This is a genomic window from Streptomyces sp. NPDC002537 (genome assembly GCF_053594975.1).
Map to the genome: position 1 here is coordinate 17,466 of NZ_JBSFWT010000086.1, position 13,980 is coordinate 31,445.

The following is a 13,980-nucleotide window of genomic DNA, read 5'->3' on the forward strand; positions in this document are numbered from 1 at the left end:
GGTGCCTACGGCGATCTCTACGAAGCATTGCGCGGTCTGTGAAGGCCGAAGCGGGGCGCGGGTCACGCGACCCGTACGCCGCTCCGGAAGACCGCCGTCACCGTGTGGACGGCGGTGATGTCGGTGAGGGGGTCGCCGGAGACGGCGACGAGGTCGGCGTCGTAGCCGGGGGCCAGGCAGCCCTTGTGGCAGGCGACGCCGCAGACGCGGGCCGCCGTCGAGGTCACGGCGCGCAGCGCCTCCAGCGGGCTGAAGCCCAGGTCCACCAGCGCCGTGATGCCGTGGGGGTGGCTGCCGTGCGCCTTGGCCGGGTGGATGCCGGAGTCGCTGCCGCACGCCATGACCACTCCGGCCTGCCGCATCGTCTCCAGTCCCGCCTTCACCCCGTTCCGGGGCGGCGGTGGTACGCCGGGCAGTGAGCCGAGGGTGAGCGAGGCGAAGACGCCCGCGCGGACCATCTCGTCGATGACGCGGCGGTCGTAGCGGACCCCTGCCTCGTCGTCGGTGAGGAAGCAGCAGTGCTCGATCGAGTCGAAGCCGGCGGCGACGGCGGCGGCGATGCCGGACGCCGTGTGCGCGTGGGCGGTGATCGGCAGTTCGTGCCGGTGCGCCTCCCGTACGGCCGCGCGCAGTTCGGCCTGGCCGTAGTCCGGGCCGGGTGTCGGGTCGCCGCCGGTCGCCATGACCTTCACCACGTCGACGCCGCGCTCCGCGCGTTCGCGGACGGCCGCGCGCACGTCCTCGACGCCCGCCGCCTGTCCGCCGAGGAACCAGCAGTGCCCGCCGGGTGTGGTGACCGGCGGGCCGGAGGCGAGCACGCGCGGGCCCGCGGCGGGGTCCTTCGCGGTCTCCTCGCGCAGCCGCAGGGCGAGATATCCGCGGTCGCCGAGGTCCCGTACGGTCGTCACGCCCACCGCCAGCGCGGCCCGGCCCGCGGCGCGCATGCGGTCCAGGAGTTCCGTGTCGTCGGCGCGCCGGAGGCTGCCGACGATGTCGTCGCCCGCGTCGAGGGCCAGGTGGACATGGGTGTCGACGAACCCGGGGAGCAGCGTCGCCTCGCCCAGGTCGACCCGCTCGGCACCGGCGGGCGGTTCCCCGCCCGCGCGGACGTCGAGGATCCGCCCCTTCTCCACCAGCACCAGCGGCCGCTCCACGAGCTCCGCCCCGGCCCCGTCGAACAGCGTCCGCGCGCGTAAGGCGAGCATGGCCCCTCCCCGTGTCAGGTGACTGATGGCCCTCCATCAGCTTCCCTGCGGCAGCCATGGGTTAAGCCGTCTGTCACCGGGTTTTCCGGAAAGGGGCCCGCCCGCCGCGCCCTCAGCGTTCCTTCTGGGCCAGCCGCAGCAGATGGTCCGCGAGCGCCTGCCCGCCCTTCGGGTCACGGCTGATGAGCATCACCGTGTCGTCCCCCGCGATGGTCCCGATGATCTCGTGGACGCCCGCCTGGTCGATCGCCGAGGCGAAGAACTGCGCGGCGCCCGGCGGGGTGCGCAGCACCACGAGGTTGGCGGAGGCCTCCGCCGAGATCAGGAGTTCGCCCGCCAGGCGGGCCATGCGGGCCTCGGTGGCGGACTCGCCCAGGGGGGCTCGGGGGGTGCGGTCGCCGCCCTCGGAGGGCACCGCGTAGATCAGCTCACCACCGGTGTTGCGGATCTTGACGGCGCCCAGCTCGTCGAGGTCCCGGGAGAGGGTCGCCTGGGTGACGGACAGTCCGTCGTCGGCGAGCAGCTTGGCGAGCTGGCTCTGCGACCGCACCGCCTGCCGTCCGAGGATGTCGACGATCCGGCGGTGGCGGGCGGTACGGGTCTGCGGTACGGCCTGTCCGCCGTGGAACGGCTCGGGCTCCTGCGCCTCGGTCATCGTCTCGTCAGTCTCCGCTGTCGTCGTTGCGGGCCCCCGTCGGCCGGCCGTACACGTGCCTCCTCGCCGCCGCTACGCAGCGCCCGCGGCGGCCGTGTCCAGGACCCCGGGCAGGGCTCGGAGGAACACGTCCACCTCATCTTCGGTGATGATCAGCGGTGGGGCCAGCCGCACCACGTCGGGTGCGACCGCGTTCACCAGGAGCCCGGCGTCCTGTGCTGCTTGCTGCACCTTCGGTGCGTGGGGTTCGGAAAGGACAATACCCAGCAGCAGGCCGGAGCCACGGACGTGGTCGACGAGTGGGTGCCCGAGGGCCGCGATCCCGTCACGCAGCCGCTGCCCCGTGTGCCGGACCCGGTCGAGGATTCCCTCGGTGCCGAGGGTGTCGAGGACGGCGAGCGCGGCGGCGCAGGCGACGGGGTTGCCGCCGAAGGTCGAGCCGTGCTGACCGGGCGTCAGCAGGTCGGCGGCGGGGCCGAAGGCCAGGGTCGCGCCGATGGGCAGGCCGCCGCCGAGGCCCTTGGCGAGGGTGAGCACATCGGGCTCGACGCCCTGGGCCCGGTGCTCGAACCAGTGTCCGGTGCGGCCGATTCCTGTCTGGATCTCGTCCAGGACGAGGAGGGTGCCGGTGGCCCGGGTGATCTCCCGGGCGGCGGCGAGGTAGCCGGGCGGCGGGACGACGACGCCGTTCTCGCCCTGGACCGGTTCCAGGACGAGGAGCGCGGTGTCGGTGGTGACGGCGGCGCGGAGCGCCTCGGTGTCCCCGTAGGGCACGTGGGTCACGTCGCCGGGCAGTGGCAGGAAGGGTTCCTGTTTGGCGGGCTGGCCGGTGAGGGCGAGGGCGCCCATGGTGCGGCCGTGGAAGCCGCCGGCGGCGGCGACCATGTGCGGGCGGCCCGTGCGCCGTCCGATCTTGACCGCGGCCTCGACGGCCTCGGCGCCGGAGTTGGAGAAGTAGACGCGTCCGGGGCGCCCGGCCAGCTGGAGGAGGCGTTCGGCGAGGGCGACGGGGGGCTCGGCGGTGAAGAGGTTGGAGACGTGCCCGAGGGTGGCGATCTGCTCGGTCACGGCGCGGACGACCGCGGGGTGGGCGTGGCCGAGGGCGTTGACGGCGATGCCGCCGACGAGGTCGAGGTAGGGCGTGCCGTCCGCGTCCCAGACGGTGCTGCCCGCACCGCGTACGAGGGGGAGGCGGGGGGTGCCGTAGTTGTCCATCAGGGCGCCCTGCCAGCGCTCGGTGAGCTCCGCGTTGGTCATGCTTCCTCCTCGTGGGGCTCGTCGGGCACGACCATGGTGCCGATGCCCTCGTCCGTGAAGATCTCCAGCAGGATGGAGTGCTGGACCCGGCCGTCTATCACCCGGGCGGTGGTGACGCCGTTGCGCACGGCGTGCAGACAGCCCTCCATCTTGGGGACCATGCCGCTGGCCAGCTCGGGCAGCAGCCGTTCCAGTTCGCTCGCGGTGAGGTGGCTGATGACCTCGTCGCTGTGCGGCCAGTCCTCGTAGAGGCCCTCGACGTCGGTGAGGACCATCAGCGTCTCGGCGCCGAGGGCGGCCGCGAGGGCCGCGGCGGCGGTGTCGGCGTTGACGTTGTACACATGGCCGTCGTCGGCGCTGCGGGCGATGGAGGAGATGACGGGGATGCGGCCGTCGTCCAGCAGGGCCCGTACGGCGCCGGTGTCGACGGTGGCTATCTCGCCGACCCGGCCGAGGTCCACGCGCTCGCCGTCGATCTCGGCGTAGTGCTTGGTGGCGGTCATGGTGTGGGCGTCCTCGCCGGTCATGCCGACGGCGAACGGCCCGTGCCGGTTGAGCAGTCCGACGAGTTCGCGCTGGACCTGTCCGGCGAGGACCATCCGCACGACGTCCATGGCCTCGGGCGTGGTCACCCGCAGCCCGGCCCTGAACTCCGAGGCGAGGCCCATGCGGTCCAGCTGGGCGCTGATCTGCGGGCCGCCGCCGTGGACGACGACGGGGCGCAGTCCGGCGTGCCGGAGGAAGACGACGTCCTGGGCGAAGGCGGACTTGAGTTCCTCGTCGACCATGGCGTTGCCGCCGAACTTGATGACGACGATCTTGCCGTGGTGCTTGGTGAGCCAGGGCAGCGCCTCGACGAGGGTGCGGGCCTTGGGCAGGGCGGTGTGCTTGCGGGTGCCGGTGGCGGCGGGCACGGCGGGAGGGTTCATGAGGAGTACGCGCTGTTCTCGTGGACGTAGTCGGCGGTGAGGTCGTTGGTCCAGATGACCGCGGTCGCGTCGCCGGCGGACAGATCGGCGGTGATACGGATCTCGCGGTACCGCATGTCGACGAGGTCGCGGTCGTCGCCGACCGAGCCGTTCCGGCAGACCCAGACGCCGTTGATGGCGACATTGAGCCGGTCGGGGTCGAAGGCGGCGCCGGTGGTGCCGATGGCGGAGAGCACCCGGCCCCAGTTGGGGTCCTCGCCGTGGAGAGCGCACTTGAGGAGGTTGTTGCGAGCGATGGTGCGCCCGGCCTCGACGGCGTCGCTCTCGGTGGCGGCGCCGACGACCTCGATGCGGATGTCCTTGGAGGCGCCCTCGGCGTCGCCGATCAGCTGGCGGGCGAGGTCGTCGCACACGGTCCGGACGGCCTCGGCGAAGTCGTCGTGGGCGGGAACGACTCCGGAGGCGCCGGAGGCGAGCAGCAGCACGGTGTCGTTGGTGGACATGCAGCCGTCGGAGTCGACGCGGTCGAAGGTGGTGCGGGTGGCGGCGCGCAGGGCCTGGTCGAGGACGGTCGCGTCGACGTCGGCGTCGGTGGTGATGACGGCCAGCATGGTGGCCAGGCCGGGGGCGAGCATGCCCGCGCCCTTGGCCATGCCGCCGACGGTCCAGCCGTCGCCCGCGGCGACGGCGGTCTTGTGGACGGTGTCGGTGGTCTTGATGGCGATGGCGGCCTTCTCGCCGCCGTGCGCGGAGAGTTCGGCCGCGGCCTTGTCGATGCCGGGGAGGAGCTTGTCCATCGGCAGCCGGACGCCGATGAGGCCGGTGGAGGCGACGGCGACCTCGGCGGCGTCGACGCCCAGTGCCCGGCCCGCCTTCTCGGCGGTGGCGTGGGTGTCCTGGAAGCCTTCGGGGCCGGTGCAGGCGTTGGCGCCGCCGGAGTTGAGGACGACGGCGGAGACCTGCCCGCCCTTGAGGACCTGCTCGGACCAGAGGACCGGGGCGGCCTTGACGCGGTTGGCGGTGAAGACCCCGGCGGCGGCCGACCGGGGGCCGTTGTTGACGACGAGGGCGAGGTCGGCGCCGCCGCTCTCCTTGATCCCGGCGGCGATGCCCGCCGCCGTGAACCCCTGTGCTGCGGTCACGCTCACGCTGTCTTCTCCTTCTCCGCCCCGCTGCGCGGGTCGCTGCTGCTGACGTTGTCGACGGTGCCGGGCGTACGGTCGCAGGGCGCCGCCCTGGTGAGGAGGACGGCCAGGGCCCGGCGGACGTACGCGGCCCTGCCCCAGCCGCTCACGGGGCCACTCCCGCGCAGGCGAGCCCCCGGGTCTCGGGGAGTCCGAGGGCGATGTTCATGCTCTGCACGGCGCCGCCCGCGGTGCCCTTGGCGAGGTTGTCGATGGCGGCAATGGCGATGATCCGGCCCGCCGCGGGGTCGTGCGCGACCTGGATCAGCGCGTTGTTGGAGCCGCACACGGAGGCGGTGGAGGGCCACTGCCCCTCGGGCAGGAGGTGGACGAACGGCTCGTCCCGGAACGCTTTCCCGTACGCGGCGCGCAGGCTCTCCGCGGTGACGCCCGGCGCGGCCTTGGCGCTGCAGGTGGCGAGGATGCCGCGGGGCATCGGCGCCAGGGTCGGGGTGAAGGACACGGTGACAGGCGCGCCCGCGGCGGCGGAGAGGTTCTGGACCATCTCCGGGGTGTGCCGGTGGCCACCGCCGACCCCGTACGGGCTCATGGCTCCCATGACCTCGCTGCCCAGCAGGTGCGGTTTGAGCGCCTTGCCGGCGCCGGAGGTGCCGGACGCGGCGACGATCACGGCCTCGGGCCCGGCGAGCCCGGCGGCGTACGCGGGGAAGAGGGCGAGCGACACGGCCGTCGGATAGCAGCCGGGGACGGCGATCCGCCTGCTCCCGCGCAGCGCCTCCCGCGCACCGGGCAGCTCGGGCAGCCCGTACGGCCAGGTGCCCGCGTGCGGGGAGCCGTAGAACCGCTCCCACTCCCCCGCGTCCCGCAGCCGGAAGTCCGCCCCGCAGTCGACGACCAGCACCTCGTCGCCGAGCTGCTCGGCGACGGCGGCGGACTGCCCGTGGGGCAGCGCGAGGAAGACGACGTCGTGCCCGGCGAGCACCTCGGCGGAGGTCTCCTCCAGCACCCGCCCGGCGAGCGGTACGAGGTGCGGCTGGACCGTACCGAGCGGCTGCCCGGCGTTGGAGTGCGCCGTCAGCGCGCCGATGCGTATGTCGGGGTGTGCCAGCAGCAGGCGCAGCACTTCGCCGCCTGCGTATCCACTCGCCCCTGCCACTGCCACACGGATCGCCATCGGGCCCCTCCTGGTCTCGATGGCATGACTATACGAAGTATTGAAGTTTTATGCAATGGCCATACGGTGCGCGATACCGCTGTCGAGCGGGGGGCGGTCACGAGATATCTTGATGTCGAGCAATGTTGCAGAAGTGGAGCGGAGCACCCGGTGACTGACTCGACCATCATCTACACCCACACTGACGAGGCCCCCGCCCTCGCGACGCATTCGTTCCTGCCTGTGGTCCAGGCGTATGCCTCGACCGCCGGGGTCCGTGTGGAGACCCGTGACATCTCCCTGGCGGGGCGGATCATCGCCCACTTCCCGGAGCGGCTCGAGGAGGGCCAGCGCGTCGCCGACGCGCTCGCCGAGCTCGGCGAGCTGGCCAGGACGCCGGGCGCCAACATCATCAAGCTGCCGAACATCTCTGCCTCGATCCCGCAGCTGAAGGCGGCCGTCGCCGAGCTGCAGCAGCAGGGTTACGCGCTGCCGGACTACCCGGACGACCCGAAGACCGACGAGGAGCGCGACATCCGCGCCCGCTACGACAAGGTCAAGGGCAGCGCCGTCAACCCGGTGCTGCGCGAGGGCAACTCCGACCGCCGCGCCCCTGCCTCGGTGAAGAACTACGCCAAGACGCACCCGCACCGCATGGGCGCCTGGACCTCCGGGTCCAAGACCAATGTGGCGACCATGGGCGAGAACGACTTCTGCTCCACCGAGAAGTCCGCGGTGCTCTCCGAGGCCGGTTCGCTCCGCATCGAGCACGTGGCGGCGGACGGCGGCACCACCGTGCTGCGCGAGTCCGTGCCGGTGCTCGCGGGTGAGGTCGTGGACGCGTCCGTCATGCGCGTCGCGGCGCTGCGCGAGTTCCTCACGGCGCAGATCGCCCGCGCCAAGGCGGAGGGCGTGCTGTTCTCCGTGCACCTCAAGGCGACGATGATGAAGGTCTCCGACCCGATCATCTTCGGCCACGTCGTGCGCGCCTTCTTCCCGAAGACGTTCGCCGCGTACGGCGAGACGCTCGCCGCGGCGGGCCTGAGCCCGAACGACGGTCTCGGCGGCATCCTCAAGGGCCTGGAGGCCCTGCCCGAGGGCGCCGAGATCAAGGCCTCCTTCGACGCCGAGCTCGCCGAGGGCCCGGAGCTGGCGATGGTCGACTCCGACAAGGGCATCACCAACCTGCACGTCCCGTCCGACGTCATCGTCGACGCCTCCATGCCGGCCATGATCCGCACCTCCGGCCACATGTGGGGCCCGGACGGCCAGGAGGCCGACACCCTCGCGGTCCTCCCGGACAGCAGCTACTCCGGTGTCTACCAGGTCGTCATCGACGACTGCCGCGCGCACGGCGCCTTCGACCCGTCGACGATGGGCTCAGTCCCGAACGTCGGCCTGATGGCGCAGAAGGCCGAGGAGTACGGCAGCCACGACAAGACCTTCGAGATCGCCGCCGCGGGCACGGTGCGCGTCGTCGACGGCAAGGGCGACGTCGTCCTGGAGCAGCCGGTGGCCGCCGGTGACATCTTCCGCATGTGCCAGGCCAAGGACCTGCCGATCCAGGACTGGGTCAAGCTCGCCGTCACCCGCGCCCGCGCGACCGGCAGCCCGGCCGTGTTCTGGCTCGACGAGGGCCGCGCGCACGACGCGCAGCTGATCACCAAGGTGAAGAAGTACCTCGCCGACCACGACACCGACGGTCTGCGGATCGAGATCATGTCCCCGGTCGAGGCGACCAAGTTCTCCCTGGAGCGCATCCGCCGCGGCGAGGACACCATCTCGGTCACCGGCAACGTGCTGCGCGACTACCTGACGGACCTGTTCCCGATCCTCGAGCTGGGCACGAGCGCGAAGATGCTCTCCGTCGTCCCGCTGATGAACGGCGGCGGCCTGTTCGAGACCGGTGCCGGTGGCTCCGCTCCCAAGCACGTGCAGCAGCTGGTCAAGGAGAACTACCTGCGCTGGGACAGCCTGGGCGAGTTCTTCGCGCTCGCGGCGAGCTTCGAGCACCTCGCGCAGACCACGGGCAACGCGCGCGCCCAGGTGCTCGCCGACACCCTCGACCGGGCGACGGCCACGTTCCTCGACGAGGACAAGTCGCCGACCCGTCGCGTCGGCGGCATCGACAACCGCGGCAGCCACTTCTACCTGGCGCTCTACTGGGCGCAGGAGCTGGCCAAGCAGACCGCCGACGCGGAGCTCGCGGGGGCCTTCGGCCCGCTCGCGAAGTCGCTCACGGAGCAGGAGCGCACGATCGTCGACGAGCTGAACGCCGTGCAGGGGTCGCCCGCCGACATCGGTGGCTACTACCAGCCCGACGTGACGAAGGCTTCGGCCGTCATGCGGCCGAGTGCCACGTTCAACGCGGCACTCGAGATCCTCGGCTGATCACTGCCTCTTCCTCGTTCCGCCCCGGTCGGCTTCGTGCCTGCCGGGGCGGTTCGTTTCCCGCCGTTGCCTCCTGTGGCGGGGGCGCCCTCCGGGCGCGTCCTCAATCGCCGGACGGGCTGGATTTCCGGACCGTGGCTCTTTGACCTGCGGCCCGCAGACTACGGACTACGCCCGCAAATCCAGCCCGTCCGGCGTCTGAGGACACGGCCCGCAGGTTGCAGACCGCAGTCGGCAAATCCAGCCCGTCCGGCGATTGAGGACGCGGCCGCAGGCCGCCCCCCGCCGCTGGGGGTCCCCCCGGACGAAGTCTGGGGGAGGCAACGGCGCCGCACCCAGGGTGGGTCAGTAACCCGCGGGCCGTACCAGGCCCGTCTCGTAGGCGAAGACCGTGGCCTGGGTGCGGTCGCGCAGGCCCAGTTTGATCAGGATGCGGCTCACGTGGGTCTTGACGGTCTGTTCCGCCACCACGAGCCGTTCGGCGATCTCCGCGTTCGAGAGGCCCTGGGCCACCAGGGACAGCACCTCGGTCTCGCGTTCCGTCAGGCCGGCGACGCGGTCCCTGAGCGGGGCCCGGGGGCCCGTCATCCGGGAGAACTCGGTGATGAGGCGCTTGGTGACGGCGGGGGCGAGCAGGGCGTCACCGGCCGCCACCACCCGTACGGCCTGGGCGAGTTCGGCGGCCGACGCGTCCTTCAGCAGGAAGCCGGAGGCGCCCGCGCGCAGCGCCTCGTAGACGTACTCGTCGAGGTCGAAGGTGGTCAGGACGAGTACCTTGACGGCGGACCCGTCGGGGCCGGTGACGCGGCGGGTCGCCTCGATGCCGCCGAGTCCGGGCATCCGGATGTCCATCAGGACGACGTCGGGGGCGAGTTCGGCGACCTTGGCGACCGCGTCGAGGCCGTCCACGGCCTGGCCGACGACCTCGATGCCGGGTTCGGCGTTCAGCAGCACCGTGAAGCCCTGACGGACCATCATCTGGTCATCGGCTATCAGCACGCGGATGGTCGTCACAGGGTTTCCTCAACGGGGTCGGCGACAGGCTTCGTGGGCAGTACGGCGGTCACTTCGTAGCCGCCGTCGGGGGTGGCCCCGGCGGCCAGTTCGCCCCCCAGCATCGCGGTGCGCTCGCCCATGCCGAGCAGGCCGTGGCCGACGCCCGGCGAGGGCGGGGCGGCCCGCCGCGGGCGGGAGTTGACGACCCGGACCGTGAGACTCTCCGGGTGGTACGCGATCGCGACCCGTACCTCCGCCCCGGGCGCGTGCCGGATCGCGTTGCTGAGCGCCTCCTGCACGATGCGGAAGGCCGACAGCCCGACGCCGGGCGACAGGGGGCGCGGCGCGCCGGTGGTGGCGGTGGTGACCGTGAGCCCGGCGCCGCGGACGTTCCCGACCAGTTCGTCGAGGCGGTCGAGGGTGGGCTGGGGGGTGTGCCGCGCGCCGTCGGCCAGGGAGTCCTCGGAGCGCAGCACGCCGAGCACCCGGCGCAGTTCGGTGAGCGCCTCGACGGCGTTCTCGCGGATGCCCGCGAGGTTCTCCTTGAGCTCGTCGGACGGGTTCTCGACCAGGTGCGGTGCGACCTGCGCCTGGATGGAGATCACGGACATGTGGTGGGCGACGACGTCGTGCAGCTCGCGGGCGATCCGGTTGCGCTCCTCCAGGACGGTGCGCCGGGCCCGCTCCTCGGCGGTGAGCTCCTCCTGCGCGACCAACTGGGTACGGGCCCGCTGGAGGCCGCGCAGCGCGGCGCCGAACACCGCGGTGACCACCAGGACCGCGAGGGCGACACGGGTGTCGCTGAAGCGGCCCGGCGGCAGGTCGCGGAGCAGGCCCAGCACCGAGCCGAACACCAGCGCCGTGGCCGTGACCCTGATGCGGCACCGCAGCGCCAGCAGGAACAGCGTCCCCGCCTGCAGGGCGAGCCCGGGGCCGGCCCAGGGGAACATCTGCCCTCCGTGGAGGGGGGTGTTCCCGGTCCAGGCGGCCGCGACCATGGCGGCCGTCGACGCCCACCAGGCCGGGACCGGGCGGTACAGGGCGACGAGGAGCGCCACCGCCTGGACTCCCGCGAACAGGACGGCGAGTCCCGGGCCGAGCGCGTAGCCGTTGATAAGCACGTTCGCGTCGGCGATGAAGAGGCTCACCGCGACCAGCGTCAGCGGCACCAGGATCGCCGGACGCCAGTCCACCCAGTGCGGCCGTCGCCGGCCGGGCGGCGGATCGGCGTCCGCCCAGAGCCCCTCGCGCAGGGCGTGCGGCACCGCCCGCAGGCCGCCGGCCGGCCGCTTTGTCATGTCCCCCGCCTTCACAAGATCCACTCTAGGCACCCCGCACCGCCACCGGCCGGGCGGGCCGCCCCTCGCGCACGACCCGGCTCCCCTTCCGCGGCCGCCCCTGTTCGTAGGTGCGGAACGCGGCCCGGCAGAGCAGCAGCACCGCGGCGAACACCGGCAGCCAGGCCAGCCGGGCGAGCACCCAGCCGGGGCCGTCGGGCACGGTGTGCAGGCCGGGCAGGTCCCCGCCCAGGAGCAGCCCGGCCGCGGTGACCGTCATCATCGCGGTCTGGTGCCAGAGGAAGATCGTCATGGCGGAGAGGTTGACCAGCGCCACCGCAGCCCAGGCGGCGGGCCGCGCGAGCAGTCGCCGCAGCGGGCCGACGAGCAGCAGGGCCGCTCCGCACTGGGCGAGGCCGAAGGTGACGGCGGCCAGGGTCGGCGGGTTGAGGTTGGAGACGGCCGCGCCGGGGACCCCGACCATGGACGCCGGGTAACCGGCCCACAGGACCAGGCCCGCGGTGGCGGCGGCACCGCCGAGCAGCAGCGTCCAGCCCGTCGTACGGCTCCGCAGGCCGCCGCGCGCCCAGGCCGCGCCCAGGCAGTACGGGACGAGCCAGCCCGCCGCCACATTGATCCAGCCGAGCCAGGCGGGCCCGCCGAAGCCGAACCGGATCAGGTCGACGTGCAGGACGACGGCGAGCGGCCACAGCGGGTGCAGCCTGGCGACCAGCGGGGTCGCCGCCGTCAGCGCCGCGAAGACCAGCAGGAACCAGAGCGGCGACAGGACCAGCTTGAGCAGCGTGTGCACGGTGTCGGGGCCCGTCCCGGCGGCGAGCATGCCGGCCGCCGTCACGGTCCAGAGCACCAGCACGGCGGCGACCGGCCGGAACAGCCGGGCCAGCCGGGCGCGGAGCCACTGCCCGTACGTCGTCCCCCGGGCGCGGGCGGACGCGTAGCCGCGGGCGGCCACCTGCCCGCCGACGAGGAAGAAGACGGCGAGGGTCTGGAACATCCAGGAGACCGGGGCGAGCCCCGGCATGTGCTGGAGCGGGCTGGCGCCGTGCAGGGTGCGGCCGTCGGCGACGAGGGCGGTCACCAGCCAGTGCCCGAGCACCACGCCGAGGATGGCGAAGGCGCGCAGGGCGTCGACGGCCCGGTCCCGGCCGGGCGGGGTGGCGGAGTCGATCCGCAGCGCGAGGTCACGCAGCGCCATGGGAGGGGTCCTTCCGTACCGAATGCGACCGATCGCGCATCCGACAGGGAAGCTACGGAGCCCACCGCGTGGTCGGCGTCCCGCCGGAGAGCCCACTCCGACGTAGCTCCGGAGTACTACGGGTAGGGGGCGCGCCACCCCTTTCACGCCGCGCAGGCGCCGATCGTGAATGCCTGAACCCTACAAACCTCTACCACCGCACTCCGTTGATCACCGCATCCAAGCGATCACGTTCCCCCTGACAGATTGGGCGACGAGCCGATCTCTCCGGCACGGCATCCACGTCCGGGGAGTTGTATCTCTACGACAAATTGGGGGTTCAGCCCATGAGCACTGACAGCTGCGACGTGGTGGTCACGGGACTCGGGGCGACGACACCGCTCGGCGGGGACGTCGCCTCGACCTGGTCCGCGCTGCTGGCCGGGGAGTCGGGCATCAGCGCCATCGAGGAGGACTGGGCGGCCGCCCTGCCGGTACGGATCGCGGGCAGGCTCAAGGCCGAGCCGACCGAGGTGCTGGACCGGGTGCGGGCCCGCCGGATGGACCGCTGCGAGCAGATCGCGCTGGTCGCCGCGCGCGAGGCGTGGGCGGACGCGGGGACGCCCGAGATCGACCCCGAGCGGCTGGCCGTGGTGATCGGCACCGGTACCGGCGGCGCCCTGACCCTGCTCGGCCAGGACGACGTGCTGGAGGCGTCCGGGGTGCGCCGGGTGTCCCCGCACACCGTCCCCATGCTGATGGCGAACGGTCCGGCCGCCTGGGTCAGCATCGAGCTGGGGGCCCGCGCGGGCGCCCACACCCCGGTCAGCGCCTGCGCCTCGGGGGCGGAGGCCATCGCGATGGGCATGGACCTGATCCGGCTCGGCAGGGCCGACGTGGTCGTGGCGGGCGGTACGGAGGCGTGCGTCGCCCCGCTGCCACTGGCCGGGTTCGCCCAGGCCAGGGCGCATTCGACACGCAACGACGAGCCGGAGCGGGCGTCACGGCCGTTCGACGCCGACCGGGACGGGTTCGTGATCGGGGAGGGCGCCGTCGTGGTCGTCCTGGAGCGCGCCGGGTTCGCGGCCGCACGGGCCGCCCGCCGCCACGCGAGGCTCGCGGGGGCGGGCGTCACGTCGGACGCGTTCCACATCACGGCCGCGCACCCCGAGGGCCAGGTCCGCGCCATGCGCCGGGCGCTGGCAGCGGCGGGGCTGTCGCCCCGGGACATCGGGCACGTGCACGCCCACGCCACGTCCACGCCCAAGGGCGATCTCGTCGAGGCGGAGTCGGTCGCGGAGGCCGTCGGCACGCATCCGGCCGTGACGGCGACGAAGTCGACGACCGGGCACCTCTTCGGGGCCGCCGGGGCGATGGGCGCCCTCGCCTCGATCCTGGCCGTCCGCGACGGCGTGATCCCGGCGACCCGCAACCTGGAGAGACTCGACCCGGCCGTGAAACTGGACGTCGTCACGGGCCGGCCGAGGTACGGCGAGGTACGGGCGGCTCTGACGAACTCCTTCGGCTTCGGCGGACACAACGCGTCGCTCGTCTTCACCGCCGTTTCCTGAGTCCCCTCGGGTCTGTGGCTGCGGGTCGTCTGCCGCCTGCGGCGGGGGCGGGTTCCCTGCGGGGCGTCTCCGGGTCTGTGGCTGCGGTCCGATTCGCCGCCTGCGGCGGGGGCGGCCTGCGGCCGCGTCCTCAAACGCCGGACGGGCTGGATTTGCCGGCCGTGGTCCGTCGCCTGCGGGCCGAGCCCGCGAAATCCAGCCCGTCC

At 73.0% G+C, this 13,980-nt stretch carries 12 protein-coding genes; 2 read left to right on the top strand and 10 right to left on the bottom strand.

Annotation, left to right across the window (positions count from 1 at the left end; translation table 11 throughout):
* Positions 1–62: 62 nt before the first annotated feature.
* From ACWD4A_RS29105 to argC, 7 genes are all read right to left on the bottom strand, one after another.
* Positions 63–1,205 (bottom strand): amidohydrolase family protein, encoded by a 1,143-nt coding sequence (locus ACWD4A_RS29105; RefSeq protein ID WP_451198477.1) that lies wholly within the window; start codon positions 1,203–1,205, stop codon positions 63–65.
* 112 nt (positions 1,206–1,317) lie between these two features.
* Positions 1,318–1,860: an arginine repressor gene (locus tag ACWD4A_RS29110; protein WP_451198479.1), complete on the bottom strand. Its 543-nt coding sequence runs from the start codon at positions 1,858–1,860 to the stop codon at positions 1,318–1,320.
* A gap of 72 nt (positions 1,861–1,932) precedes the next feature.
* Entirely contained in the window at positions 1,933–3,117 is a 1,185-nt protein-coding gene (locus ACWD4A_RS29115) for an acetylornithine transaminase (protein WP_451198480.1), read from the bottom strand.
* The gene (gene argB / locus ACWD4A_RS29120) at positions 3,114–4,031 is read right to left on the bottom strand and encodes an acetylglutamate kinase (RefSeq protein WP_451198481.1); all 918 of its coding nucleotides are present in this window, start codon (positions 4,029–4,031) and stop codon (positions 3,114–3,116) included. Before argB ends, ACWD4A_RS29115 begins: the two co-directional genes overlap by 4 nt.
* Positions 4,032–4,042: 11 nt before the next feature.
* Positions 4,043–5,194, bottom strand: coding sequence for a bifunctional glutamate N-acetyltransferase/amino-acid acetyltransferase ArgJ (argJ, locus tag ACWD4A_RS29125; protein ID WP_451198482.1), 1,152 nt, complete (start codon positions 5,192–5,194; stop codon positions 4,043–4,045).
* Complete coding sequence (locus tag ACWD4A_RS29130) at positions 5,191–5,340, bottom strand: hypothetical protein (protein ID WP_451198483.1); 150 nt, start codon at positions 5,338–5,340, stop codon at positions 5,191–5,193. The genes argJ and ACWD4A_RS29130 overlap by 4 nt, the downstream gene beginning before the upstream one ends.
* Entirely contained in the window at positions 5,337–6,365 is a 1,029-nt protein-coding gene (gene argC / locus ACWD4A_RS29135; RefSeq protein WP_451198485.1) for an N-acetyl-gamma-glutamyl-phosphate reductase, read from the bottom strand. Before argC ends, ACWD4A_RS29130 begins: the two co-directional genes overlap by 4 nt.
* 150 nt (positions 6,366–6,515) lie before the next feature.
* Between argC and ACWD4A_RS29140 the strand changes: the two genes are divergently transcribed.
* Positions 6,516–8,735: an NADP-dependent isocitrate dehydrogenase gene (locus ACWD4A_RS29140; protein WP_451198486.1), complete on the top strand. Its 2,220-nt coding sequence runs from the start codon at positions 6,516–6,518 to the stop codon at positions 8,733–8,735.
* Positions 8,736–9,080: 345 nt separating this feature from the next.
* Here the strand turns inward: ACWD4A_RS29140 and ACWD4A_RS29145 are convergent, their stop codons facing one another.
* The 3 genes from ACWD4A_RS29145 to ACWD4A_RS29155 are packed head-to-tail and all read right to left on the bottom strand — an operon-like array spanning position 9,081 to position 12,224.
* Positions 9,081–9,749, bottom strand: a complete 669-nt coding sequence (locus ACWD4A_RS29145) for a response regulator (protein WP_451198488.1) — start codon at positions 9,747–9,749, stop codon at positions 9,081–9,083.
* Positions 9,746–11,029 carry a histidine kinase gene (locus ACWD4A_RS29150; protein WP_451198489.1) on the bottom strand — a complete coding sequence of 428 codons (1,284 nt, stop codon included), beginning with the start codon at positions 11,027–11,029 and terminating at the stop codon, positions 9,746–9,748. Before ACWD4A_RS29150 ends, ACWD4A_RS29145 begins: the two co-directional genes overlap by 4 nt.
* A 25-nt stretch (positions 11,030–11,054) precedes the next feature.
* The gene (locus tag ACWD4A_RS29155; RefSeq protein ID WP_451198491.1) at positions 11,055–12,224 is read right to left on the bottom strand and encodes an acyltransferase family protein; all 1,170 of its coding nucleotides are present in this window, start codon (positions 12,222–12,224) and stop codon (positions 11,055–11,057) included.
* A gap of 326 nt (positions 12,225–12,550) precedes the next feature.
* Between ACWD4A_RS29155 and ACWD4A_RS29160 the strand changes: the two genes are divergently transcribed.
* A complete protein-coding gene (locus tag ACWD4A_RS29160) occupies positions 12,551–13,774 on the top strand; it encodes a beta-ketoacyl-[acyl-carrier-protein] synthase family protein (protein WP_451198492.1) in 1,224 nt (407 codons plus the stop codon).
* The last annotated feature ends 206 nt before the right edge of the window (positions 13,775–13,980 follow it).